The sequence below is a fragment of the Streptomyces luteolifulvus genome (genome assembly GCF_008806595.1).
Taxonomy (GTDB): domain Bacteria; phylum Actinomycetota; class Actinomycetes; order Streptomycetales; family Streptomycetaceae; genus Streptomyces; species Streptomyces luteolifulvus.
The window spans coordinates 83,643-108,451 of the sequence record NZ_VZRB01000020.1; the positions used below are offsets into that span (position 1 = coordinate 83,643).

Here is a 24,809-nt window from a genome sequence, read left to right on the forward strand (position 1 = left end):
CCCGTCATGTCCAGGTGAGAAAGGATCTCGCCATGCCAGGTCTTCTTCGCGGAGTGGCCCGCACGGCGGTCGTCGCCGGCACGGCGACCGCGGTGTCCAACCGTGTGTCGCGCCGCCAGCAGGGACGCTGGGCCGCCCAGGAGGGTTACCAGTACCAATCCGCGCCGCAGCCCGCCCCGGCACCACAGCCGGCACCGGCCGCGGCTCCGGCCGCCGCGCCGGCCGACGACATGGCCAGCAAGCTCGACCAGCTCAAGCAACTGGGCGAGCTCAAGGCACAAGGCGTGCTCACCGAGGCCGAGTTCGAGGAACAGAAGCGCAGGCTCCTCGGCTGACCGAGCTGCCGGGGAGGCGGAGCGTGATGCCGGACGACGGTGTACCCGGCGGTGCCTTCGAGGCCCTCGCCGGAGCGGACGCCCGCGTGTTCGAGGAAGTCCTCCAGATGACGCTGGACACCTTCGAACGCTCCGGCCTGGATCCGCAGACGTACCTCCTGACCCGCATCGCCGCGCTGGTCGCGATGGACGCGGCCCCTGCCTCGTATCTGCTGAACATCACCGCGGCCGAAGAGGCCGGTGTGCCGATGGAGACGGTGCGGGGTGTCCTCGTGGCGATCGCGCCGGTGGTGGGCAGCGCCCGGGTCGTGTCCGCCGCGGGGAAGATCGCGGAAGCCCTCGCCGCGGACGGGCGGACCGACTGAGCGAGTCACGGTGACGCATCCGGTGATGACAAGTGACCTGCGGATCTTCACACTTGACACACCTCGGCCGGTGAGACGCCGGCGGGACGACCGCACTTCCCACCCGCACCTCTCACAAGGAGGCAGCATGAGCAGCCCCGACCAGACCCCGCCGGCCGCCGCGCTCACCGATGTCACCGCGGCCCACGCATCCGTCAACCTGCTGGAGCGCCTGGCCGACAAGCTCGGCGGACGGGCCTCCGTCAGCGCCGTCTTCGGTGAGCCGGTCACCAGGGACGACATCACCGTCATCCCCGTCGCGGGCATCGGCTTCGGGTTCGGCGGGGGCGCCGGACGCGAGACCGGCACCGCGAAGACGGGCGAGGGCGGTGGCGGTGGCGGAGGGGCCGCCGCCACACCGCTGGGCTTCATCGAGATCAAGAACGGTACGGCGACCTACAAGCCGATCCGCGACCCCTGGGTGGACATCGCCCTCCCCCTCGCGGCGCTGCTGGCCGGAACTGCGGCACCGAAGATCGTACGAGCCCTCAGGGCCCGGCGGGCCCTGAGCCGGGCTCGTTTCACCCGCGGTGGGTGATGCCGTGGGCGGCGGCTCGGGCGAACGCTGAACGGGTGTCGGCCGGTAACCAGCGCTCGCCGTGTCGAGGGGTGCATCGGCGTCTGAGGAGGGCCTGTGAACCGGTACCCGCCCATCGCGGACCATGGCATGATCGGCGATCTTCAGACCGCCGCCCTGGTGTCGTCCGAGGGAAGCATCGACTGGTGGTGCACACCCCGATTCGACTCCCCGAGTCTCTTCGCCTCGCTCCTGGACAGTGAGCGCGGCGGGCACTGCCGGCTCGCCGCGGACCTGACGGACGGCGACCACATGGCGGTCCGGCAGCTGTATCTGTCCGACACCGCCATTCTGATCACCCGTTTCATGGCCCCCGGCGGCGTCGGCGAGGTGGCCGACTTCATGGCGCCCCTGGACTCGTCCACGGCGACGGACCGGCACAGTCTGATCCGGGTCGCCAGGGTCGTACGGGGAAGCCTGCCCTTCTCCTTCGACTGCCGCCCGCGCTTCGACTACGGACGGGCCCCGCACACGCTCACCCGGTCCGACGACCATGCCGCGGTCCTGCGCGGACCGGGAACGGATCTGCATGTGCAGACCACCGGCGGTGTCGCCCTGCGTGCCGACGGCGACGACGTCACCGCGCACGTCACGCTCTCCGCCGGACAGGCCGTCGCCTTCGTCCTGACCACCACGGCCGGCGGAGGCCCCGTCCCGCCCCCGCCCTCCCTGGGCGGGGTCGTCGAGGCGGTGGAGTCGTGCCGGGAGTTCTGGCTGTCGTGGCTGCGTTCGTGCACCTACCGCGGACGCTGGCAGGACATGGTGAACCGGTCGGCGATCACGCTGAAACTGCTCACCTACGCACCCACCGGGGCCCCCATCGCCGCGGCCACGATGGGCCTGCCCGAGCAGGTCGGCGGTGAGCGCAACTGGGACTACCGCTACACCTGGATCCGAGACGCCTCGCTGTCCGTGCGGGCGCTGATCGATCTGGGCTTCGAGGCCGAGGCACACGCCTTCCGCCGCTGGCTGCGCGACCGTATCGAATCGGGCGGCGGCACGGCCTCGGGCGACCCTCTGCAGATCATGTACCGGGTCGACGGCGACCCTTATCTGACCGAGGAGACCCTGGACCATCTGGAGGGCTACCTGGGCTCACGGCCCGTCCGGGCCGGCAACGCCGCCGCAGACCAGCTCCAGCTCGACATCTACGGAGAGGCGTCCGACGCCCTGATCATGGGCGGTGACATCGGCGCGATCCGCGGCTGGAAGGACCTCTCGGGCGTACTGGACTGGCTGGCCGACCACTGGGACCGGCCCGACGAGGGCATCTGGGAGACCCGCGGTGGCCGGCAGAACTTCACCTACAGCCGGCTGATGACCTGGGTGGCGTTCGATCGCGGGATCCACGCGGCCACCCGATACTCCCGCCCGGCCGACGTCCGGCGCTGGACCGAGGCCCGGGACACCGTCTTCCGGCAGATCGTCGAGCAGGGCTGGCACGACAAGCGCCAGGCCTTCGTCCAGCACTACGACACCGACGTCCTGGACGCCTCACTGCTGCTGATGCCCCGGGTCGGCTTCCTCTCCCCGCACGATCCCGACTGGCTCAGCACCCTCGACGCCATGGACGACGAGCTGGTCAGCGACAGCCTGGTCTACCGCTACGACCCGCAGGCCTCCCCCGACGGACTGCGCGGCTCGGAGGGCACCTTCAACCTGTGCAGCTTCTTCTACGTCGAGGCCCTCGCCCGCAGCGGCCGGGTCGGTCAGGCCCGTTACGCCTTCGACAAGATGCTCACCTACGCCAACCATGTCGGCCTGTTCGCCGAGGAGATCGGCCCCTCGGGCGAACAACTCGGCAACTTCCCGCAGGCATTCACGCACCTCGCGCTGGTCACTGCGGCGATGGCCCTGGACGAGGCACTGAGCGGGGAAGGTGCCGCGCGGGCCGTCGGCGAACACCCGTACCCGGCCACCCGGCGCATCACCGCGCCTGCCGGAAGCGGCGGCGAATCAGGTGGCTGAGACGAGCAGCTCCGGACAGCGGGCAGGACAGGGTCGGGTCCTCGCCGCGCTCGCCCTCGCCCAGTTCATCTGCAGCTTCGCCGGCTCCAACATGAACGTGATGATCAACGACATCAGCGAGGACCTGGACACCACCGTGCAGGGCGTCCAGGTCGCCATCACCGTCTTCCTGCTGGTGATGGCGGCGCTGATGATTCCCGGCGGCAAGCTCACCGACCGCTACGGCCGTAAACGCTGCTTCGTCACCGGCCTGATCGTCTACGCCGTCGGCGCCCTGCTCAGCGCGGCCGCCCCGGGGCTCGGTGTGCTGATCCTGGGCAACTCGATCTTCGAAGGCGTCGGCACCGCCCTGCTCATCCCGCCCGTGTACATCCTCACCACGATCCTGTACCAGGACGTGACCTCCCGGGCCCGGGCCTTCGGGGTGATCATGGCGCTGGGCGGCATCGGCGCCGCCGCCGGACCGCTGATCGGCGGACTCATCACCGAAGGGATCAGCTGGCGGGCCGCCTTCGTCTTCCAGGCCCTGGTCATCGCGGTGATCGTCCTGCTCAGCCGCCACCTGGAGGACCCCCTGCCCCCCGACCCGACCCGCTCCTTCGACACCGGCGGAGCGGTCCTGTCGGCCGTGGGTCTCGTCCTCGTCGTCATGGGCATCCTGGCCACCGACAACAGTGTCTGGCTGATGATCGCCCTGATCGCGCTCGGCGCCTTCGTCCTGTTGTGGTTCTTCCGCCGGGTACGCGCGAAGGAAGCGTCCGGTCAGGAACCGCTGCTCTCCCTCGCCCTGTTCCGCAACCGCACGTCCAACCTAGGGCTGATCACCCAGAACGTGCAGTGGCTGCTGCTGATGGGCTCCTCGTTCACCGTCGCGGCCTACCTCCAGGTCGTGCGCGGCTACAACGCCATCGAGACCGGGGTCATCTTCACCGCCGCCACACTCGGCCTGCTGACCTCGTCGCTGGCCGCCGAACGTCTCGCCGAGCGGCGCCCCCAACGCACCCTGATCATGACGGGCTTCGTGCTCACGGTCATCGGCGTGGCCGTCCTGATCGCCCTGGCCGCCGCCTACACCACCGCCTGGGCCTTTGTCCCCGGCCTCCTCCTGATCGGCCTCGGCCTCGGCGTGATGCTGACCCCCTCGGTCAACGTCGTCCAGTCCAGCTTCCCCGAGGAACAGCAGGGCGAGATCTCCGGCCTCTCCCGCAGCGTCTCCAACCTCGGTTCGTCCTTCGGCACGGCCATCGCCGGCACGATCCTGGTCTCCGGCCTGACCAAGGGCGCGTACGCCGCCGCGATGATCACGCTCGCGGTCATCGGCCTCGGCGGTCTGGCCGCGGCGGCACTCCTTCCCCGGACCACGGGCGGCGGCGCCCCGCTGGCCGCGCGCACCACGGCACCGACGACCACGCTGGGGGATTCCTGAACTGAATGGGCCGTCGGCTATCCGGCGCGCCGGCGGCTCCATCGATGCATGTGCCGGCCCAGGAACACGACGGCGACGAGCTTGGCGACGATCATCACCAGCACCGCTCCGACGGCCCAGGCCGTCCAGCCCGGTGCGGACAGCAGCGCTCCGGCCAGGCCCAGATGCAGGGAGGCGATCACCACGACGAGGACGGCGAGTCCCGCCCAGGCAAGGTGACGTCGGCGGGCGGGCCGGGTTCGTACGACGCCGGTGTCGAGAGTGGCCGGTGACGCCGGTGACGGGTCCGTCGTCGTGGGCTGCTGCCAGTCCCCCCGCAGTTCGTCGCGTCTGCCGAACCGGCCGAGGTGACCGGCGAGCAGGTCCTGGAGTTTCCGCAGATCCTCCTCGTCCGCGGCCTCGACCCGCAGGGTCAGCAGGCCCTCGGACGCCTGGAGAGTGCACCGGCCCCAGGGCAGCGTGACCGTTCCGCGGGCGTCGGACCACTCCACCTGGATCTGAGCGGGGTCGAAGTCCGGGGGCCGGTGGCGCGTGTCGGGGCCGCCGCCCTGGTGGGCGCGCGGGCGGTGGTCCAGATGGCGTCCCTTGTTGCTGAAGTGCTTGCAGAGCTGGGTCAGAAACCGGCCGGGCCGGTCGGTCGGGACATGGGCTTCGGCGGTCGGCATGGTGGTCCTCGGCGGTTGACGGTACGACGACCCAGCCAGGGTTATCGATACACTGTGTCTTGGTCAAGCCATGGTGTCTCCGGTGATGTCACTCCGTATGGCGCACCTCGTACACTGCCGGTGTGCCGAAGCTGTGGAACGAGACGATCGAGCAGCACCGCCGCGCCGTACGCGACGCGGTTGTGGAGGTCACCGCGGCCCTGGTGGCCGAACACGGGCTGCGCGGGGTGACGATGTCGCGGATCGCCGAGGGGACCGGGATCGGCCGGGCGACGCTGTACAAGTACTTCCCGGACGTCGAGTCGATCATGAGCGCCTGGCATGAGCGCCAGATCGCCGGCCATCTCCAGGAACTCGCCGCGCTCCGCGACCGTCCCGGCAGTGCGGGCGAGCGGCTGACGGCCGTCCTCGACGCCTACGCCCTGATCCAGCAGCGGCGCCACGGCCACGACCCGGAGATCAGCGCCGTACTGCACCGCGGGGACCATGTGGACCGTGCCGAGCGGCATCTGCTCCGGTTCGTCGGCGAGTTGCTCGCGGAAGGTGTCGAGGCCGGTGAGGTGCGGGACGACGTGTCGCCGGACGAACTCGCCGGCTACTGCCTGCACGCCCTCGCCGCCGCGGGCGGCCTGAAGTCCCGGGCGGCGGTACGCAGACTCGTCCGGGTCACGGTGGACGGGCTGCGCCCGGAGCGGGGGCCTGTCCGGCAGATCACGTCGCAGGGAAGGCGCGGCATCTGATCTTGCCCCTAGATGTTCATCCCGCACGCGGACCCATCCGCTCCATCCGGTATACCCCCGCGGGGTAAGGGTCCAATGGCCCGGGTACCCTGCCCCGGCCGGCCCATGCCGAGCCGCGCGGTCGGGACGACGGTGAAGGTAGGCCACCGGGAAGGCGTAGGCGCCGGGCCCCGCCTCCGGCAGCCCGTGAGGAAGAAGCGGGTGACCGCGATGTTCTGGTACGGCCATGATCTCAGCGGATGGGGCTGGTTCACCATGTCGGCCGGCATGATCGTCTTCTGGGCGCTGATCATCACCTTCGGCGTCCTGCTCTACCGGGCACTCGCCCGGCCGGGCGACATCGGGACGACCCCCGGTCCGGCGCATCCGCGCCCCACCCCCGAACAACTCCTCGCCGAACGCTTCGCACGGGGCGAGATCGAAGAGGAGGAGTACGAGCGCCGCCTCACGACCCTGAGGGGACGCACGGAGGACGGCCCACGGCTCACGAAGAGCTGACGGTTTCCGCGGAGGGGCGGGGCTGCACGGACGCAGGCCCGCCCCCCGGGATGCTCAGCCCTTGCCGAGGAGCTTGTTCATCTCCTTGATCTCGGCGTTCTGCGCGGTGATGATCTCGCCGGCCACCTTCTTGGCCGCCGCGTACTGGCCCTTGTCCTTCTCGGTGGCGGCCATCTCCACGGCGCCCTCATGATGCTCGACCATCATGGACAGGAACATCGTGTCGAAGTCCGTACCGGACGCCTTCATCAGCCGGTCCATGTCGCCCTGGTCCATCATCCCGGACATGCCGGCGCTGCCGCCGTGCCCGGAGTGATCCATGCCGGGCGCGCCGGAGGGCACGTCCTCGCCCCATGACTCCAGCCAGCCGGACATCGTCTCGATCTCCGGGTCCTGGGCCTTCTCGATGCGCGAGGCGAGGTCCTTGACCTCGGCGGAGGACGACTGCTCGGCGGCCATCCGCGCCATCTCGACGGCCTGCCGGTGGTGCGGGATCATGCCCTGCGCGAAGGACACGTCCTGGTCGTTGTGCGCGCCGGCGGTGACATCGGCGCCCGCCGACGCCTTCGAACCGGGACCGGATTCGGAACCGGACCCGCTGTCCTCACTGCCACAGGCGGCGAGGACGAGGGCGGCGGCCACGGCCACCGTGCCGAGCGCGGCACGACGGAACAGGGAACGGGTGCTGCTCATGCTGATACTCCTGCGATGGTGCGAGAGGTTGCGCCGATCGGCGCTGGACATGACTGAGCGCCGCGTCGCCCCCTGAGAGGGCAGCCACGGCTCGGTCTCGTCCTATATCCGCAGAAGTTGCAGCTCGGCCAGACTCGGCGGCGCACGTCCACCCTCAATAGCGGCGACGAAAGCCCCGTACCGACTGTCGACGCCCGACCCCGTCCCGACGGGATCGGGCACCAGCACAGGCAGCACCGGCCCCGCACCAACGGCACCGGAAGCACACGTCGGATCGGCATGCTGAGCATGCCCGCCACCGCTGCCATCGCCGTGACAGACGACCTCGTCGCCGGTCGTCACCATGCCCGCGTGCGCCGGGACGGCGGGGGAATGATGGCCCCCGGCCACGACCACGCCGCCCGGACCGAGGGCATGCATCCCGAACAGTCCGGCAAGCAGCCCCAGCCCCAGCAGCAGCCGCCATCGCCCAAGGGGCGATCGCGCACGCCGGAGCAGTGGATGAGCTGTCACGGCCCACATGCTACGGAATCGGCGTACCAAAGTCGCCGCGGTCATGGGCCTGTTGTCCGATTGATCGCAGTTCAGGTGTTGGTTTCTGCTAGGTGTGTGACAGGGGAGGCGGGCACTGGCCCGCGGCAGCGCGAGGGGCGCTGTCAGGAGGGGACACACGTGAGCAGGACACCACGAAACGCGGTCATCGCCGTCGAGCAGAAGGCCGTCGACCGCGCCTACGACTGCTACGAGGCGCGGCTCGCGGAGATGACCTCGCAGAAGGCGGCGACCGCATCCGCGAGCGGCAAGGACAGCATCGCGGTCCGCCAGGGCGCCGAGACCACGGCGGAGGAGTACGGCGGCCTCGGGGGAGAGGCTCTGGTCATCAGCCGGGTCGACGTCCAGGAAACGGGCGACACCGAGCCGGAGACGTTCTACGTCGGGCGACGCCATGTCTTCGACACCGAGACCCGCGACCAGGTGGTGGTCTCCTGGACGAACCCGATTGCCGTGCGCTGGCACAACGCCCGGCCGGAAACGCCCGGCGAGGTGCTCCTGCGGCGCCAGTTGCGCTGCAGCGAGCGTACGGTCCAGGACTTCCTGGACGAGATCACCCCGGCAGCGGGACCGCAGACGCCGGAGGAGACCGCTGGCCGATCCGCAGGAAGTGAACCCGGACGCCTGCGTCCCGTCCCGCCGCCGCGGGATGTCCGCCGCAGCAGGCGGAGGAAACCGCAACCGGTCGACGAGTTCCTCCTGCGGGAACTGCGCCGCTCCCGGAGCGGCCGGATGCGTGACATCGTCGAGACGATCAGACGTGACCAGATGGCTCTGGTCACCGGTTCACCCGCGGACATCCTCGTCATCCAGGGCGGGCCCGGCACCGGAAAGTCGGCGGTCGGTCTGCACCGCGTCACCTGGCTCGTCAGCAACGACCACTTCCGCGCACAGGACATCCTGGTCGTGGGACCGCACCAGAACTTCCTGGAATACGTCGGGCGCGTCCTGCCCACCCTTGGCACCCGCAACGTCACCGCGGTGCAAGTGGCCCGCCTCTGGGAAGGCGAGATCCGGGGTACGGACACACCCGCCGCGCGGCTGGTGAAGTCCGACGAACGGATGGCGGCCGTGCTGCGACGGCGCGTGGAGAGCGAGTGCCGGCCCGAAGTCCTCGATTCCCTCGTCTCCGCTCCCTCTCACGACCAGGACGAACCGGCCTTCGTCGTCGCCGTGGGAAGCACGTCCCTGCGTCTGCCGCGGTCGGACGTGCTCGGTCTCCTCCGGGACGCACGCGAGGGCACGGGAGCCTACCGGGCGCGCCGGGACCGGTTCCGCACCCTGCTGGTGGACCGGTTGCTGGGCGAACTCGTCCGGATCTCCCCGCGCCGCAGCCGAGACCGCACCGTACGCCGTGATCTGGAGCGCAACCGGCAGGTGACGACGCTCGTCGACCGGACATGGCCCGCGCTGAGCCCCGAGGAGGCACTGCGCAGTCTGCTCAACTCCGCGAGCCGGCTCGGCGAGTGTGCCGCGCCGGACCTGGACGACGACGAACAGGCCGCCCTCCAGCGCCCGAAGGCCGAGAACGCGGCGGAAGATCCGTGGACCCTGGACGACTTGGTGTGCCTCGAAGAACTGCGGTTTCTGATCGCCGGTGAGACGCCGGAGAGGTACCGGCACATCGTGGTCGACGAGGCCCAGGACCTGACCCCGATGCAGGCGAGGTCCCTGCGCAGACGCTGCCCGACCGGCTCGATGACCGTGCTCGGCGACCTGGCGCAGGCCACCGGCCCGCACTCGTACACCACGTGGGACCGGTTGGGCGGGCTCCTTTCCGATCAAGGGGACTGGCGGGTGGCCGAGCTGAACACCAGCTACCGGGTCCCCGCGGAGATCATGGAGTTCGTGGCACCCCTGGCGCGGGCCGTCGCACCCTCCCTGCCCTACCCGGCAGCCGTGCGCCGAGCCGGCGAGGACGCGGTACGACTCGTCCCGACGACTCCCTGGGAACTGCTGGGCGAGGCCGCGACCCGCACAGCGCGCCTGGTCGGCACCGACGACGGCCGATCTCCGCGGTCGATCGCCGTTGTAGTGCCCGACGACTCCGACTGGCTGGACGAGGTCCGCCGACGGGTGGACCAGGCGGACGGCATGACCGCGGAGAAGCTGCAGACGGTGTCCGTGCTGCCCGCCGCACAGGCCAAAGGCATGGAGTTCGACCATGTCCTCGTTCTCGAACCCTCGACCATCGCCGACCGTGGCCCGGCCGGTCTGCGGCAGTTGTACGTCGCTCTCACACGGAGCACCCAGACACTGACGATCCTTCATACGACACCGCTGCCCAGGGAACTCGATGCAGTCGAGGACACGCCTCCCCCTGCGGCCGGCGCAAGGACACCGGAGCCCACCGCGTCCCCGGCCACCGAGGAGTTGCCGGTCGGCACCCCTGTCACCGTGCGCGTGCTCGGCCCGGGCCCCGGCGAGCACTGGAAGGTCAGGGCACTTGCCCCGGCAACCGAACGAACCCTCCTCCTCGTGTCCCGCCACGGCGAACCCACGCCCACGGCCGGCTCCCGTCTGGACGCCTGGGTGACCCGCACCGAAGGGCCGGTGAGCCTCGTTTCTGCCGGAGACTTCGGCCGCGGACCCATCACCGCCCGGATGGCACCGCGCTACCTCGCAGCCCTGGGCGTCCTGAAGGACATCGCCGACGGCGACGGCCCGGTCCCGCCCGGAACCGCGGACCGTCTCTCCGAACTGAAGGGCATGGCGAACCGGTGCCTGCGCCGCGACCGTGCCGACTGGCTGAGCGTGTGGTGCCTTCTGGGCTCTGCGGACCGGCACCGATTGAGCGCTCTCGCGGACCTCGCTCAGCGCGCGCGTCACGCGGTCACGTCGAAGACCCCCGACCTGCGCACAGCCCTGTCGGCCGACCCCGCGTTCGACGACTGGTGCGGCCGGCTCGCCCACGCGCAGGAGGAACTGCGCCGCCGGTCCGACACCGCACCGGCCCCCGAGCCGGACAGCGCACCCGAACCCGTACCCGTACCCGTACCCACGGAGCAGGACGAGCCAGACCCGGCGTTGTCGCCGGACCTCCGTACGACACACGAACAGAAGGACTCTCATCCCATGGAAGCCGCCCCCTTGGACATCGATGCGTCCCAGCCGGCCGGGCAGACGGAACACGGCGAGGCACCCGCACATGAGCTGGCACCCGCACATGAGCTGGCACTCGCACATGAGCTGGCACCCGCACATGAGCTGGCACTCGCACACGAGCTGGCGCTCGCGGCGGAGACCGACCGGGACTGCAACACACACGAAGCCGTACGCTTCGAGGTGAAGGCCGCCCTCCTGCGGGCCGGGCTACGCCCTTCGGACTCCCCGACGACCGACGTGATCGCGGACAGTCCGAACGGCCTCTTCCTCTACGAAGTGCTCGGCGCGGGCCGTTCGGCCCATGCGGACCTGCGTGCGGGAGCAGCACGCCTCATGGAGCTCGATCACATCGGCTCCCGTACTGCCGACCGCCGGTTCCTGGTCCTGTCCGAGCCGCCGAAGGAGGACTGGGCACCGGAAGCGGTACGACGGGTCTTCGGGGTGGAGACCGTCTGGCGGACCGAGGCCGGATGGGCGGGCCGGGACATGCCCGCCGCCCTGCACATGACGGACTGAGCATGGCCGGTTCCGTGAGGAGATCGACGCACAGTCCGGCACCGCACCCGAACCCCACACCACCGAGCAGCGCGACGGACCGGACCGGCCGGCCGGACTGAATCTGTCCGCGCTACGGGACGAGCAAGACAGCCCCGCACAACAGGCCGCGCTCGCCGCACTGATCGCCGCCGGGCCCAAAGGCACCGGAGCATCCGCGATCGCCCGCGCGCTCACGGACGAGTACGGCACGAACCGTCAAACGGTCGTCGGCTGGCTGAAAGCGTGGATGCAGGACGGCACCGCCGTCCGTATCGGGGAGGGCACCAAGGCCCGCTACGTCCACCGCTCCCACACGTCCGACGGCTGATCGCTTGTCGCTTGTCGTCCCCGTTTCACCACATGTCGCCTGACGGGGCTCTGAGGCCCGAGCGCCGACCACCAGTGTGGATGCTCGTTCACCACATGAACTAGGACGGGAGCCGAGTCGCGCAGCCTTTGGGCGAAGGACTGCCACCCTCGATACCCCTTCAGCTCAGGGTTGAGGGTGTTGATCAACAGGCCGTAGTTCACCGTGTCGGCGAGCATGGCGGCGATGAGAAGAACCCGGGCACGCGCGTCCTCCTGCCTAGGAAGACCAGCACCCCCGTAGAAGCAGGCATGCATCTCGGGTTGTGCCGCGATCAGGCTCTCAACGTGGTGTAGCCGTTCCATTCCGTTGTAGATCGCAGCCCCACCCGCGACGCCGTTGCTAGTCCTTGTCTGTCGTGTGAGCTCACGCGTCTGCCAAGCCGACACGAGCAAAGACGCCACAATCCCGATGGACGCGATCACCCCGAATATATCGGTCACTTCGGTCCCCCCAGATCGAAAGTACCGGGGCATTACCCGCGCCCGGAGATCAAGTAACGAACCAGCAATCGACATCCACTCACGCCAAGGGCGGCCCCCTCGTCTCGTCAAAGTCGCGGGGCCGCCCTTGTCTCCAGTCCTCAACAGACGTGTTGGAGGTCTCCCAGCATGACCCAACAGACCCACATCCGGCGAGTGGCGCTCAGCCTCGCCGCCGACGGGCTCCCCGTGCTGCCGCTGCGAGGCAAGGTGCCCTTCGGTAACTGCCGTGCCTGCGCGGGCAACGCCTGTGGCGGACGGCCCAACATGAAGAACCCGGGGCCCTGCCAGTGCGCGGGCGTCTGCCACGCGTGGGCAGCCGCCACCACCAACCCGCACGTGATCAACTCGCCCGCATGGGGCCCGGCGTGGCGTGCTGCTGCGGTCGTCGCCTACCACCCCGGGGGCGCCGGACTGACCGTGGTCGACCTCGACAATGCGGCCGCCGTCGCATGGGCCCGGGAGAAGGCGCCTCGGGAGGCGCACCCTGTTCCGGTGACCGCCGGGCCGTGGCCAGGCGTACCCGTACGCGGACGTGGGGCGGCAGCGCGAGCAGAGGCGTGCTGGTTGCCGATCAAGGACGGACTGACGCGGCACGGGCTGAGGCACGGGCACCGCACGCTCCTCGAGGAGCTGGGTGTGCCGAAGGCCCTTATCGATGAGCGGATGGGGCATGAGGACGGTTCGGTGAGCGCCCTCTGCACGCACATCACCGACTCGATGCGCGCCGCCATGGTGGACGGGCTGACGGATGTGTGGCCCCGCTCGTTGGACGATCGCCTTGCGCTCGCTCCCCGGTCGGCGGTGCCGACGCTCGATGCCCTGTTGCAGGAGCGCGCAGCATCGGCGGGAGCGCCTCTGAAGATCACACCCAGCTGACACCCAGACACCCTGAAAACGACTCAGGGGCCTGATCCACTTTCGCGAATCAGGCCCCTGATCTGTTACTTCACTGTCGGGGTGGCGGGATTTGAACCCACGACCTCTTCGTCCCGAACGAAGCGCGCTGCCAAGCTGCGCCACACCCCGATTGTCGCTGCTCGTCGCGGCGACGTCGCTTACTTTAGCCCACTGGTGGCTGGAGACGAAATCCGGTTTTCGTGCCGTGGTGGCGGGGGTTCGGGCGGATGTGGTCGATGGCCACGAGGAGGGCTGCCAGGGCGTAGAGGGAGAGGCCCAGGAGGAGTGCGTTGCCGAGAACGCTCTTGTAGCCGTGGTGGTCCACGTCGAGGAGCGGGTACAGGTAGCGGCCCGGTGGGCCGGGTGCGATCAGTTCGCCGCGGGCCAGGGAGAACGCCAGGTAGGCCAGGGGGTAGAGCAGCCACGTCGGGGCCTGGCGCAGGTGCAGATGGCCGGGGGAGGTCAGGAGCAGCCAGTCCAGCGCCGCCGCGATCGGGGTCACCGTGTGGAGGATCTGGGCCGAGATCGCCTGCCAGCCCGTCGGGTCTGTCGTGCCGCCCGCGAGGGAGAGAGGGCTCGCTGCGTCGGTCAGTAGTAGGTGGTGGGCCAGGCCCGTGATGAGGGCGTAGAGCAGTGCGGCCCCGGTCACTAGTGGTGGCAGGGGGCGGCGGGCCGTCCAGGCTCGGCGGGCCGACGCCGCGAGGACCAGGGCCAGGAGGATGTTGCTCTGGATCGCGAAGTCGCTCAGGACCCGGACCGCGCTGCCGAGGACCAGGTCGATCGTCACGGCCGCGGCTGCCGCCAGCGCGACCAGGAGGCGGTACGCGGCCACCCCTGGGCGGCGTGCCGGCGCCACCACCGCCGAGGCGGGCACGCGGGAGGGGAGCAGTGCGGCCCTACCCGGGACCGCGGGGAGCCCCGGGATGTCCCTGGGTATCGGGGGCGTAGGGGTCGTCGGGGGTAGCGGTGATATCCGGGATGTCGGACCCGCCGAGCCCGCCGGACCCGTCGAGGGTGTCGGACCCGCCGGACCCATCGAGGATGTCGGACCCGTCGGACCCGTCGGGGGTGTCTGCCGTATCGGGGCGGTCATGCCCTCACGCTAGGCAAGGGTGACAAAACGGGCGATGTGGGAGGGCTGGGTGGGTTATGGCGCGCGTCTACTCCCGGCCCACCAGCGTCAGCAGCTACTCCCGGCCCACCAGCGTCAGCAGCGTCGCCTCCGGTGGGCAGGCGAACCGTACGGGCGTGTACTTGTTCGTTCCGCAGCCTGCCGATACGTGCAGGTACGACGTACGGCCCTCCGCCGTGTGCGTGGACAGGCCCTTCACTCGGTCCGTGTCCAGGTCGCAGTTGGTGACCAGCGCGCCGTAGAAGGGGATGCACAGCTGGCCGCCGTGGGTGTGGCCGGCCAGGACCATGGGGTAGCCGTCGGCGGTGAAGGCGTCCAGGCTGCGCAGATACGGGGCGTGCACCACGCCCATCGTGAAGTCCGCGTCGCTCGACGGACCGCCGGCCACCTGCTCGTAGCGGTCCCGTTTGATGTGCGGGTCGTCCAGGCCCGTCAGCTCCAGGGACATGCCCTCGATCTTCAGCCTGCCCCGCGTGTTGGTCAGGTTCAGCCAGCCCGCGCTGTCGAAGCCGTCCCGCAGGTCCTCCCACGGGTTGTGGATCACGCCCACGGCGGGCGGATTGCCGTTCAGGCCGTGCTTGTCGCGAACCTTCTCCAGCAGGTAGCGGGCCGGGTTGCGCAGCATGGGGCCGTAGTAGTCGTTGGAGCCGAAGACGTACGCACCGGGGAACTCCATCAGGGGGCCCAGCGCGTCCATGACCTCCGGGACGCCCTCCGGGTCGGAGAGGTTGTCGCCCGTGTTGATCACGAAGTCGGGGCGCAGCCCGGCCAGCGAGCGCAGCCAGCGCTGCTTCTTGCGCTGCCCGCCGACCATGTGGATGTCGGAGACCTGCAGCACGCGCAGGGGGCGCATTCCGGCGGGGAGGACGGGGACCGTCACCCGCCGCAGCCGGAACGAGCGGGCTTCAAAACCCGCCGCGTACACCAGACCGGCGGCACCGGCCGCCGCGAGGGACAGGGGTACTCGGTATCGCGCGCGCATACGTCCATCGTGTCAGACCCTGGCAGTGCCCCGTGCCTCACGGTCCCCTAAATCAACGGGCGTCGGGCCGTCCACACCTGCGACAATCAAACCCATGACCACGCTCAAGTCGAAGCTTCAGGAAGACCTCAACGCCGCGATCAAGGAGCGCGACGAGCTCCGCTCCTCGACGCTCCGGCTGACGCTCGCCGCGATCACCAAGGAGGAGGTCGCGGGCAAGGAGAAGCGCGAGCTCTCCGACGACGAGGTCCTCAAGGTGATCACCAAGGAGGCGAAGAAGCGCCGTGAGGCCGCGGACGCCTTTGCGCAGGGTGGTCGGGCCGAGTCGGCCGAGCGGGAGAAGGCGGAGGGTGAGGTCCTTGCCGCGTACCTGCCCAAGCAGCTCAGCGACGAGGAGCTGAACGGCATCGTCGCCCAGGCCGTCGAGGAGGCGAAGGCGGCCGGTGCGGAGGGGCCGCGTGCCATGGGTGCGGTCATGAAGATCGTGAACCCGAAGGTGGCCGGCCAGGCGGAGGGCGGCAGGGTCGCGGCGGTGGTCAAGAAGCTCCTGGCCGGCTGACGACCGACACCGACCGCGACCGATACCGGCACCACAAAGGCAATCGCACCGGCCACCACAAGGCCATTGCACCGGCCACCCCAAGGGATTCGCACCGGCCACCCCAAGGGGATCGCACCGGCCACCCCAAGGCAATCGGCCCCTTTCCCCTCGTACGACAGAGATCCGTACGAGGGGAAAGGGCCGTTCCCGTCCTCAGCCGGCGTCAGCCGCGCCCGCGGCCCCCGTTCCCGTTCCCGCCGTTGGTCAGCCCCTCGAAGAGGTTCTCCGGGATCGAGAACGTGGGGTCGGGGAAGGGCCCGCCGTTGCCGCGGCCGTCCCCGTTGCCGTTGTCGTCGTCGCCCTTGTCCTTGTCCTTGTCGCGGCCGTCCGGGATGTCGATCAGGTTGAAGGACTCGACGCGCTTGCCCGCGAGGGCTCCGGACATCGCGTCCTTCCAGATCGGGCCCGGGACCTGGCCGCCGTAGACGAGCGGGTGGTAGACGCCGCCGATCGAGATGTTGGTCATCTTGACCTTCTGGGTGGCGCTGCCGACCCAGACGGCGCCCGACATGTTCGGCGTGTAGCCGACGAACCAGGCGTTCCTGCGCTCGTCCGTCGTACCCGTCTTACCGGCGCTCTCGCGGTCGCTGAGGCCGGCCTGCTGACCGGTACCGGAGTCGACCACACCGCGCAGCAGGGTGTTGACGGTGTCCGCGGTCGTCTCGCTCATCGCCCGCGAGCAGGTCGACTTCGGCACCTCCAGCGACTTCTGCTCGTCGGCGACCTTCTGCGTGATCGACTCGATGGCGATCGGGGTGCAGTACATGCCGCGGGAGGCGAAGGCGGCGTACGCGCTCGCCATCGTCAGCGGGGACAGGCCCACCGAGCCGAGGGCGATGGCCGGCCGCTCCGGCAGTTTCTCGCCGTTGCCCTGCCTGACCTGGAGCTTGTCGGTCATGTTCACGACGGGGCAGAGGCCGATGTCGGAGATCATCTGCACGAAGTAGGTGTTGACCGACTTGGCCATGGCCTCCTTCAGCCGGTACGGCCCGACCTCCTCCTCGCTCTCGTTCTCGACGGTCGCGCCGTCCTGGTTGGTCCATGGAGCGCTGCCGCAGGTCTGGACGGGGCTCGGGTACGGCATCTTGTACGGCGATTCGTACTCCTGGGTCGGCGGCCGGCCCTCTTCCAGCGCGGCCGCGGCCACGTACGGCTTGAACGTCGATCCGGTCGGGAAGCCGAAGTTGGAGCCGCCCATCGAGGCGTCGACCGAGTAGTTGTACTCGGTCTCGTTCTTGCCGTAGCCGTACGGCTTCGACTGGCCCATCGCGACGACCTTGCCGGTGCCGGGCTCGACCAGTGTGGCCGCCGCGGCGACCTTGTCGGACTTGTAGACGTGGCTCTTGATCGACGCCTGCACCGATTCCTGCGCCTGCGGGTCGAGGGTCGTCGTGATCGTCAGGCCGCCCTGGTTCCAGATCTTCGCCCGGGCCTCCTTGGTCTTGCCGAAGACCGGGTCGCTGAGGAAGACCTTCTCGACGTACTTGCAGAAGAAACTGGCGCCCTTGACCGCGGTGATGCAGCCGTTCTTCGGTTTGCTCACCTTCAGGCCGAGCGGCTTCTCCTTGGCCTTGTCGGCCTCCGCCTGGGAGATGTCACCGACCTCGGCCATGCGCTGGAGAACGGTGTTGCGCCGCTTGGTGGCCTCGGTCTCGTCGTTGACCGGGTCGTAGCGGCTCGGGGACTGCACGATGCCGGCGAGCAGCGCCGACTCCTGGACGTTCAGGTCCTTGGCGTGCTTGGAGAAGTAGCGCTGGGCGGCGGCCTCGATGCCGTAGGCCTGCTGACCGAAGAACGTGATGTTCAGGTAGTTCTCGAGGATCTTCTTCTTGCCGAGTTCCTCTTCGACCTGGATCGCGTACTTCAGTTCCTTGATCTTGCGGCCGAGCGTCTGCTGGGTGGCCTGGGCGACCTTCGTCGGGTCGTCGCCGGCCTCCTCGACGAAGACGTTCTTCACGTACTGCTGGGTGAGCGTGGAGGCGCCCTGGGACACCCCTCCGCTCTGGGCGTTCTTGTTGAGCGCGCGCAGGACGCCCTTCAGGTCGATCGCGCCGTGCTGGTAGAAGCGCGAGTCCTCGATCGCGACGATCGCCTTCTGCATGTACGGCGAGATGTCCTTGAGCTGGACCACCGTGCGGTCGCGCGAGTAGACCGTGGCGATCTGGTTGCCCTCGCTGTCCAGGATCGTGGTGCGCTGGCTCAGCGGGGGGCGCTTCAGATTGGCCGGGATCTCGTCGAAGCCCTCGACCGAGCCCTTGGCCGCGAGACCGAGCGCACCGGCCGCGGGCAGCGCGATGCCGGCCATCACGGCTCCCGCGAGCACACTGACACCGAGGAACTTGGCGGCCTGCTGTGTTGTCGACAGACCGCCGCCCGAGCGCTTGTTTGGCATGGGGGCAGCCTAATCCGTGGTGGTGAACGTTCCGACGGAGCGCATGCTCCTCGGGATGTTCCTGGGATGTTCCCGAGATCCTTCGAGTGCCGGATCGTGACATCCCGGGGCAAATTCTCGGGCGCCCTACTTGACGGCACGGCAAAGTGAGGTGTCGAGGTTCTCATTCGCCGGACACGCGTACAGGCATTGGCCTAAGCTGCACTCAACTGTCACAGCAGTAGTGCCACGTATCTATACGTCCGGCGACCCCGAATCGTTCCGGTCGTACCCCGACCTTTTTTGGTGGGGGCGTGTCCGAATCCGCCTTGTGTGTCACTCGGCGCCCGTTGTGACTCAACTGAACTGTCCCCGTTTGCCGGGGAGGTTACATATGTCGCCAGCTCACTCCCCCGGGTGATCTGCCGCTTACGCATAGTCCGTTCGGGCCATTCAAGATTGGGCCCGAAGGGGGTGTTGCGCTGTGCCCGCCTTCCGTAACGTCCTCAACTGGCGGCGGTGAATATGCCGCTGCCGCCGTGGGGGAGCCTCGATTCGGGAGAGGACGGCGCCGGTATGGGCTGGGTAACCGACTGGAGTGCGCAGGCGGCCTGCCGCACTACCGATCCGGATGAACTGTTCGTTCAGGGAGCAGCGCAGAACAGGGCCAAGGCGGTGTGCACCGGATGTCCGGTACGCACCGAATGTCTGGCCGATGCGCTCGACAACCGCGTCGAGTTCGGCGTGTGGGGAGGCATGACGGAGCGGGAGCGCCGCGCCCTGCTGCGCAGGCGGCCGACCGTCACCTCGTGGCGTCGGCTGCTCGAGACCGCACGTACCGAGTACGAGCGCGGGGTGGGCATCCTGCCCCTCGACGACGACGAGGTGTACGAGAACTACGCAGCGGTGGGCTGAGGGGGGCCCTCGGCCCGGCTTCGGCTCGGTTTCGGCTCGGTTCAGCCGTCGGCCGCCCCGGGCAGCTCCGGCCGCCCGGCCGCCAGCCGGTTTCCGATGTCCCGCAGCCCCGCGAGGTCGTGTACGTCGCCGGGCAGCGCGGCCACTTCGGCCACCGCCACCTCGGGGTGGAGTGCGGTGAAGCGGTCGCGCGTGCGCTGCTCACGGGAGAGCAGCTGCATACGCTCGGCATGCAGCCTCAGCAGGCTCGCGGTGAGTTGTTCCACGCTCCGGTCTGCGGTTCGGTCCATGGCGGGGGAGCCTGACCCGGACACCGGATCGGATGCGGGAGATTGTGAACTTCCGTACATGTCGGGGGAGTTACGAAGTCCAGCTTTCCCGCCGTCCTGATCGACAATGCGGGGCTCTTCAAGATTTTCCGCGGCCGCGAGTGCCCGCTCGGCCGACAGCCGGGCGGCGCCGCTGCCATGGACCCGGTTGAGCACCAGACCGGCGAGCGGCATGTCCTCGGCCGCCAGCCGCTCCACGAAGTACGCGGCCTCCCGCAGCGCGTCCCGCTCCGGCGCCGCGACGACCAGGAACGCCGTCCCGGGCGCCTGGAGCAGCTTGTACGTGGCGTCCGCGCGTGTGCGGAACCCGCCGAAGGTGGTGTCCATCGCGGCCACGAACGTCTGGACGTCCTTGAGGAGCTGTCCGCCGAGCAGCTTGCCGAGGGTGCCGGTCATCATCGACATCCCCACGTTCAGGAACTTCATCCCGGCCCGCCCGCCCAGCTTCGCCGGGGCCGTCAGCAGCCGGATCAGCCGCCCGTCCAGGAAGGACCCGAGCCGCTTGGGCGCGTCCAGGAAGTCGAGCGCCGAGCGGGACGGCGGCGTGTCGACGACGATCAGGTCCCACTCGTCCCGAGCGCGCAGCTGTCCCAGTTTCTCCATCGCCATGTACTCCTGCGTGCCCGCGAAGCCCGCCGAAAGCGACTGGTAGAAGGGGTTGTTCAGGATCGCGGCGGCCCGTTCGCCGTCCGCGTGCGCCTCGACGATCTCGTCGAAGGTGCGCTTCATGTCGAGCATCATGGCGTGCAGCTCGCCGGTCGCGGAGTCGTCGAGGCCCTTCACCCGGCGGGGGACGTTGTCCAGCGAGTCGATGCCCATCGACTGGGCGAGCCGGCGGGCCGGGTCGATGGTGAGGACCACCACCTTGCGGCCCCGCTCGGCGGCCCGCAGCCCCAGCGCCGCCGCGGTCGTGGTCTTGCCGACGCCGCCGGAGCCGCAGCACACCACGATGCGGGTCTTCGGGTCGTCGAGCAGCGGGTCCAGGTCGAGCGTGCGCGCGGGAGACAGATGCCGGGCGGCGTGGTCGTGCGCGTGGGCCGGTTCCGGACGGCTCATGACATCCCCTGCTTCCGACTCTTCAACCCGTTCAACGACCTCATGACAGGTCCTGGTTCCGCAGCTCCGCGGCCAGTTCGTACAGGCCCGCCAGATCCATGCCCTCGGCGAGCAGCGGCAGTTCGTGCACGGGCAGGCCCAGCTCGCCGAGGACGGCCCGCTGTTCGTGCTCCAGCTCGTACCGCTCGGCGTACTCCCCGGCCTGCTGCACGAGCGGGTCCACCAGCTTCTCGGCGTTCCCGCCGCGCCGGGCCCCGCCGAGCCCCGCCGTGGACAGCGACTTGGCGACGGCGGTGCGCGGAACGCTCCGTACGAGTTCCAGGTCGGCCGCGTCCAACACCTCGGGCCGGACCATGTTGACGATGATCCGCCCCACCGGCAGCCGTGCCGCCCGCAGCTCGGCGATCCCGTCCGCGGTCTCCTGGACGGGCATCTCCTCCAGCAGCGTCACCAGGTGCACGGCCGTCTCCGGGGACTTCAGCACCCGCATCACGGCCTGCGCCTGATTGTGTATCGGCCCGATCTTCGCGAGCCCGGCGACCTCGTCATTGACGTTGAGGAACCGGGTGATGCGCCCGGTGGGCGGGGCGTCCATCACGACATAGTCGTAGGTGAAACGCCCCGACTTGTCCTTCCGGCGCACCGCCTCGCACGCCTTGCCCGTCAGGAGTACGTCTCTGAGCCCGGGCGCGATCGTGGTGGCGAAGTCGATCGCGCCTAGCTTTTTCAGGGCCCGTCCGGCGCCCCCCAGTTTGTAGAACATCTGGAGGTAGTCCAGAAGGGCCAGTTCGGGGTCTATGGCGAGGGCGTACACCTCCCCGCCCCCAGGAGCGACGGCGATCTTCCGCTCCTCGTAGGGCAGCGCTTCCGTTTCGAAGAGCTGCGCGATGCCCTGCCTGCCCTCGACCTCGACGAGAAGCGTCCGCTTCCCCTCGGTGGCCAGGGCCAGCGCGAGGGCTGCGGCGACCGTCGTCTTTCCGGTCCCGCCCTTGCCGCTGACGACCTGGAGCCTGCTCACGTCTTCGAGCCTAACCAGTCCGCGTCCGAGTCACGCGGGAGGCTGTGGACAACGCGGCTGCGGCCGGGCACGGAGCGGTCCGCGGCAGGGGCTAGAGTCGGCCACATGACCAAGTGGGAATACGCAACCGTGCCCCTGCTCGTGCACGCCACGAAGCAAATTCTGGACACCTGGGGCGAGGACGGCTGGGAGCTCGTCCAGGTCGTGCCCGGACCGAACAACCCCGAGCAGCTCGTGGCCTATCTGAAGCGGGAGAAGCAGGCATGAGCGCGGTCGAGGCGCGGCTCGCCGAACTCGGCCTGACCCTGCCGGAGGTCGTGCCTCCGCTCGCCGCGTACCAGCCGGCCGTGCGATCGGGCGCCTACGTGTACACCGCCGGCCAGCTGCCGATGGTGGAGGGCAAGCTCCCGGTCACCGGCAAGGTGGGCGCGGAGGTCACGCCGGAGGAGGCCAAGGACCTGGCGCGGACGTGCGCGCTGAACGCCCTGGCCGCCGTCAAGTCGGTGACCGGCGACCTGGACCGCGTCGCGCGCGTGGTGAAGGTCGTCGGCTTCGTCGCCTCGGCCTCGGACTTCACCGGCCAGCCGGCCGTGCTCAACGGCGCGAGCGAGCTGCTGGGCGAGGTCTTCGGCGACAAGGGCGTGCACGCGCGCAGCGCGGTGGGCGTGACGGTGCTGCCGCTGGACGCGCCGGTTGAGGTCGAGGTCCAGGTGGAGCTGACCGAGGCGTAGCCGCGCCCCGCCTCGGGGACGATCTCTGCCTCTCGAACATCAGCGCGCTTCGGGATAGCCTCCGACCATGGCGAACGGTCAGTGGTACCCCAAGGAGTGGCCGGACCTCATCCGCGCGCTGGCGGACGGCAGCCTCACCCCGGTCTCCCCGAAGCGCGCGGCCACCGTCATGCTCCTCAAGGACACCGACACCGGTCCCGCCGTCCACATGCTGCGCAGACGCGCCTCCATGGCCTTCGCCGGAGGCGCGTACGCCTACCCCGGTGGCGGCGTCGACCCACGGGACGACGACCACCACATCCGCTGGGCGGGCCCCACGCGCGCGTGGTGGGCCGACCGGCTCGGCGTCGACGAGACCGCGGCCCAGGCGATCGTCTGCGCGGCCGTCCGCGAGACGTACGAGGAGGCGGGCGTCCTGCTGGCCGGCCCGGCCCCCGACTCCGTCGTCGGCGACACCACGGGCGAGGACTGGGAGGCGGACCGTGCGGCGCTGGTCGCCCGCGATCTGTCGTTCGCCGAGTTCCTGGAGCGGCGCGGACTGGTCCTGCGCTCCGACCTGCTCGGCGCGTGGACGCGCTGGATCACCCCCGAGTTCGAAGCCCGCCGCTACGACACCTGGTTCTTCGTGGCCGCCCTCCCCGAGGGCCAGCGCACCCGCAACGCCTCCACGGAGGCCGACCGTACGGTGTGGATCCGGCCCGAGGACGCCGCCGCCTCGTACGACAAGGGCGAGCTGCTGATGATGCCGCCCACCGTCGCGACCCTGCGCCAGCTGGCCCCGCACGGCACGGCGGCCGGGGCGCTCGCCGCGGCCCCGGGGCGCGATCTGACCCCCGTCCTGGCACAGGCCCGCCTGGAGAACGGCGACATCGTGCTGTCCTGGCCGGGCCACGGCGAGTTCACCAAGCGCATCCCGACGGGCGGGCCCACCGCATGAACCACGTCCCGGAAGGTCGCCTCGTATGACGGACGCAGCCGCTCTCCCCGGCCGGCCGCGGGGCGGGGTCCTGTCCGGCCCGGCGACCGCGCGTGCCGTCAACGTGCTCGCGCCCAACGCCTCGGCGATGACCCTGGACGGGACGAACACCTGGATCCTCTCCGAGCCCGGCTCAGCACTCGCCGTGGTCGTGGACCCGGGGCCGCTGGACGAAGGACATCTGAACAACGTCGTCGAGACGGCCGAGAAGGCCGGCAAGCGCATCGCCCTCACCCTGCTGACGCACGGCCACCCGGACCATGCGGAGGGCGCCGCACGCTTCGCCGGGCTGACCGGGACGACGGTGCGGGCGCTGGACCCGGCGCTGCGGCTCGGCGACGAGGGGCTGGCCGCCGGGGACGTGGTCGCCGTCGGAGGGCTGGAGCTCAGGGTCGTACCGACCCCGGGGCACACCGCCGACTCCCTGTGCTTCCACCTCCCGGCCGACGGCGCGATCCTGACCGGCGACACCATCCTGGGCCGCGGTACGACCGTGGTGGCGCACCCCGACGGCCGCCTGGGCGACTATCTGGACTCGCTGCGGCGGCTCAGGTCGCTCACGGTCGACGACGGCGTGCACACGGTGCTCCCGGGCCACGGCCCGGTCCTGGAGGACGCCCAGGGCGCCGTCGAGTTCTACCTCGCCCACCGTGCCCACCGGCTCGCCCAGGTCGAGACGGCGGTGGAGGACGGCCACCGGACCCCGGCCGAGGTCGTCGCCCATGTGTACGCGGACGTGGACCGCTCCCTGTGGCCGGCGGCGGAGCTGTCGGCACGGGCGCAGCTGGACTATCTGTCGGAGCACGGACTCATTTAGCTGCCCGCCAGTTCCGGCCGCGGTGCTTTGACGCCGTGCACGCGCGTGTACTCCGCGGCGAGCCAGGGGCCGAGATCGTCGACGTACGAGGTGAGGACGGCCCGGTCACCGGTGGGCTCGTGCCCGAGGGCGGCGGCCGCCCGCATCTGTTCGGCCCGCTCGGGGTGGTACGCGCCGAAGACCGCGGCCATCTCCTCCAGCTCACTGGTCCAGCCGTTCCAGCGGGGCATGACGAGCGTGAAGCCGGTACGGACGAGGTGCCGCGACATGAAGCGCACCAGCCGCCGCCGGGCCTCGTCGGGGTCGTCACCGGAGTCGGCGGCGGCGACCCGCTCCCGCCAGCGCGGCAGGAGCACGGCGAGGTCCCCGTTGGTCTCCCGGGCGAGCAGCGAGTCGGGGCGGTAGCGCGGCAGATACTCGGCGAGGTCCTCGCCGAGCAGCGGGGTGGTACGCGCTGTGCAGCCGCGCCCCGAACACATCGAGCACCTCGTCCCGCCCCACGGCGACGACGGGACGAAAGACGTGCGGGATACGCCCGAGGGAGCCCTCGCGCTCGATGTAGCCCTGGGCGTCGAGGCCCTTGGGGGGAGGGGGTGCGGCCATAGGGTCACTCTGCCGCGATCGGGGGGCCT

At 70.0% G+C, this 24,809-nt stretch carries 24 protein-coding genes, 1 tRNA gene and 2 pseudogenes; 16 read left to right on the forward strand and 11 right to left on the reverse strand.

The window, feature by feature from the left end; all coding sequences use genetic code 11:
- Positions 1–32 precede the first annotated feature (32 nt).
- From F7R91_RS26180 to F7R91_RS26200, 5 genes are all read left to right on the forward strand, one after another.
- Positions 33–335 carry an SHOCT domain-containing protein gene (locus F7R91_RS26180; protein ID WP_150951769.1) on the forward strand — a complete coding sequence of 101 codons (303 nt, stop codon included), beginning with the start codon at positions 33–35 and terminating at the stop codon, positions 333–335.
- A 26-nt stretch (positions 336–361) separates the two neighbouring features.
- Positions 362–700: a carboxymuconolactone decarboxylase family protein gene (locus F7R91_RS26185; RefSeq protein ID WP_150951771.1), complete on the forward strand. Its 339-nt coding sequence runs from the start codon at positions 362–364 to the stop codon at positions 698–700.
- Positions 701–827: 127 nt separating this feature from the next.
- Positions 828–1,277 (forward strand): spore germination protein GerW family protein, encoded by a 450-nt coding sequence (locus tag F7R91_RS26190; RefSeq protein ID WP_150951775.1) that lies wholly within the window; start codon positions 828–830, stop codon positions 1,275–1,277.
- A 96-nt stretch (positions 1,278–1,373) separates the two neighbouring features.
- Complete coding sequence (locus tag F7R91_RS26195; RefSeq protein ID WP_150951778.1) at positions 1,374–3,284, forward strand: glycoside hydrolase family 15 protein; 1,911 nt, start codon at positions 1,374–1,376, stop codon at positions 3,282–3,284.
- A complete protein-coding gene (locus tag F7R91_RS26200) occupies positions 3,277–4,710 on the forward strand; it encodes an MFS transporter (protein WP_150951782.1) in 1,434 nt (477 codons plus the stop codon). Before F7R91_RS26195 ends, F7R91_RS26200 begins: the two co-directional genes overlap by 8 nt.
- A 17-nt stretch (positions 4,711–4,727) precedes the next feature.
- On the opposite strand, the gene F7R91_RS26205 is transcribed toward F7R91_RS26200, so the two are convergent.
- Complete coding sequence (locus tag F7R91_RS26205; RefSeq protein ID WP_150951785.1) at positions 4,728–5,375, reverse strand: DUF2218 domain-containing protein; 648 nt, start codon at positions 5,373–5,375, stop codon at positions 4,728–4,730.
- 122 nt (positions 5,376–5,497) lie between these two features.
- On the opposite strand from F7R91_RS26205, the gene F7R91_RS26210 reads away from it, so the two are divergent.
- Positions 5,498–6,115 (forward strand): TetR/AcrR family transcriptional regulator, encoded by a 618-nt coding sequence (locus F7R91_RS26210; RefSeq protein WP_150951787.1) that lies wholly within the window; start codon positions 5,498–5,500, stop codon positions 6,113–6,115.
- Between the two features lie 210 nt (positions 6,116–6,325).
- Positions 6,326–6,613: an SHOCT domain-containing protein gene (locus tag F7R91_RS26215; protein ID WP_150951958.1), complete on the forward strand. Its 288-nt coding sequence runs from the start codon at positions 6,326–6,328 to the stop codon at positions 6,611–6,613.
- A gap of 54 nt (positions 6,614–6,667) precedes the next feature.
- Here F7R91_RS26215 and F7R91_RS26220 read toward each other — a convergent pair whose 3' ends face one another.
- Entirely contained in the window at positions 6,668–7,306 is a 639-nt protein-coding gene (locus F7R91_RS26220; RefSeq protein WP_150951789.1) for a DUF305 domain-containing protein, read from the reverse strand.
- A gap of 102 nt (positions 7,307–7,408) precedes the next feature.
- Complete coding sequence (locus F7R91_RS42975; protein WP_331000619.1) at positions 7,409–7,864, reverse strand: DUF6153 family protein; 456 nt, start codon at positions 7,862–7,864, stop codon at positions 7,409–7,411.
- Between the two features lie 114 nt (positions 7,865–7,978).
- Between F7R91_RS42975 and F7R91_RS26230 the strand changes: the two genes are divergently transcribed.
- A complete protein-coding gene (locus tag F7R91_RS26230) occupies positions 7,979–11,479 on the forward strand; it encodes an ATP-binding domain-containing protein (protein WP_225320797.1) in 3,501 nt (1,166 codons plus the stop codon).
- Between the two features lie 7 nt (positions 11,480–11,486).
- Positions 11,487–11,828, forward strand: a pseudogene (locus F7R91_RS42980) (hypothetical protein); the annotation flags it as partial.
- Here F7R91_RS42980 and F7R91_RS26240 read toward each other — a convergent pair.
- Entirely contained in the window at positions 11,795–12,310 is a 516-nt protein-coding gene (locus F7R91_RS26240; protein WP_150951798.1) for a hypothetical protein, read from the reverse strand. The pseudogene F7R91_RS42980 and the gene F7R91_RS26240 overlap by 34 nt on opposite strands.
- A gap of 168 nt (positions 12,311–12,478) precedes the next feature.
- Here F7R91_RS26240 and F7R91_RS42985 point away from each other — a divergent pair, with 168 nt between their 5' ends.
- Positions 12,479–13,228, forward strand: a complete 750-nt coding sequence (locus F7R91_RS42985; RefSeq protein ID WP_225320798.1) for a bifunctional DNA primase/polymerase — start codon at positions 12,479–12,481, stop codon at positions 13,226–13,228.
- Between the two features lie 76 nt (positions 13,229–13,304).
- On the opposite strand, the gene F7R91_RS26250 is transcribed toward F7R91_RS42985, so the two are convergent.
- The 3 genes from F7R91_RS26250 to F7R91_RS26265 form a co-directional block, all read right to left on the reverse strand.
- Positions 13,305–13,378 (reverse strand) — tRNA-Pro (locus F7R91_RS26250).
- A 34-nt stretch (positions 13,379–13,412) separates the two neighbouring features.
- Positions 13,413–14,174 carry a Pr6Pr family membrane protein gene (locus F7R91_RS26255; protein ID WP_408056064.1) on the reverse strand — a complete coding sequence of 254 codons (762 nt, stop codon included), beginning with the start codon at positions 14,172–14,174 and terminating at the stop codon, positions 13,413–13,415.
- Between the two features lie 262 nt (positions 14,175–14,436).
- Positions 14,437–15,363: a metallophosphoesterase gene (locus F7R91_RS26265; RefSeq protein WP_150951801.1), complete on the reverse strand. Its 927-nt coding sequence runs from the start codon at positions 15,361–15,363 to the stop codon at positions 14,437–14,439.
- Between the two features lie 94 nt (positions 15,364–15,457).
- Between F7R91_RS26265 and F7R91_RS26270 the strand changes: the two genes are divergently transcribed.
- Complete coding sequence (locus F7R91_RS26270; RefSeq protein ID WP_150951804.1) at positions 15,458–15,922, forward strand: GatB/YqeY domain-containing protein; 465 nt, start codon at positions 15,458–15,460, stop codon at positions 15,920–15,922.
- A gap of 205 nt (positions 15,923–16,127) precedes the next feature.
- Here F7R91_RS26270 and F7R91_RS26275 read toward each other — a convergent pair whose 3' ends face one another.
- Complete coding sequence (locus tag F7R91_RS26275; protein ID WP_150951806.1) at positions 16,128–18,356, reverse strand: transglycosylase domain-containing protein; 2,229 nt, start codon at positions 18,354–18,356, stop codon at positions 16,128–16,130.
- 555 nt (positions 18,357–18,911) lie between these two features.
- Here F7R91_RS26275 and wblA point away from each other — a divergent pair.
- Positions 18,912–19,250, forward strand: a complete 339-nt coding sequence (gene wblA / locus F7R91_RS26285; protein ID WP_063757766.1) for a transcriptional regulator WblA — start codon at positions 18,912–18,914, stop codon at positions 19,248–19,250.
- A gap of 41 nt (positions 19,251–19,291) precedes the next feature.
- Here the strand turns inward: wblA and F7R91_RS26290 are convergent, their stop codons facing one another.
- Positions 19,292–20,635, reverse strand: coding sequence for an ArsA family ATPase (locus tag F7R91_RS26290; protein WP_150951811.1), 1,344 nt, complete (start codon positions 20,633–20,635; stop codon positions 19,292–19,294).
- A 40-nt stretch (positions 20,636–20,675) separates the two neighbouring features.
- Positions 20,676–21,653 carry an ArsA family ATPase gene (locus tag F7R91_RS26295; protein ID WP_150951814.1) on the reverse strand — a complete coding sequence of 326 codons (978 nt, stop codon included), beginning with the start codon at positions 21,651–21,653 and terminating at the stop codon, positions 20,676–20,678.
- 105 nt (positions 21,654–21,758) lie between these two features.
- On the opposite strand from F7R91_RS26295, the gene F7R91_RS26300 reads away from it, so the two are divergent.
- The 4 genes from F7R91_RS26300 to F7R91_RS26315 all read left to right on the forward strand — a co-directional run bounded on the left by F7R91_RS26300 (position 21,759) and on the right by F7R91_RS26315 (position 24,177).
- The gene (locus F7R91_RS26300) at positions 21,759–21,920 is read left to right on the forward strand and encodes a DUF4177 domain-containing protein (RefSeq protein WP_003975360.1); all 162 of its coding nucleotides are present in this window, start codon (positions 21,759–21,761) and stop codon (positions 21,918–21,920) included.
- Positions 21,917–22,384, forward strand: coding sequence for a RidA family protein (locus tag F7R91_RS26305; protein ID WP_150951817.1), 468 nt, complete (start codon positions 21,917–21,919; stop codon positions 22,382–22,384). Before F7R91_RS26300 ends, F7R91_RS26305 begins: the two co-directional genes overlap by 4 nt.
- 67 nt (positions 22,385–22,451) lie before the next feature.
- The gene (locus tag F7R91_RS26310; RefSeq protein WP_150951820.1) at positions 22,452–23,321 is read left to right on the forward strand and encodes an NUDIX hydrolase; all 870 of its coding nucleotides are present in this window, start codon (positions 22,452–22,454) and stop codon (positions 23,319–23,321) included.
- Positions 23,322–23,346: 25 nt separating this feature from the next.
- Positions 23,347–24,177, forward strand: a complete 831-nt coding sequence (locus F7R91_RS26315) for an MBL fold metallo-hydrolase (protein WP_150951824.1) — start codon at positions 23,347–23,349, stop codon at positions 24,175–24,177.
- Here the strand turns inward: F7R91_RS26315 and F7R91_RS26320 are convergent.
- Positions 24,174–24,780, reverse strand: a pseudogene (locus tag F7R91_RS26320) (nucleotidyltransferase). The gene F7R91_RS26315 and the pseudogene F7R91_RS26320 overlap by 4 nt on opposite strands.
- Between the last annotated feature and the right edge of the window lie 29 nt (positions 24,781–24,809).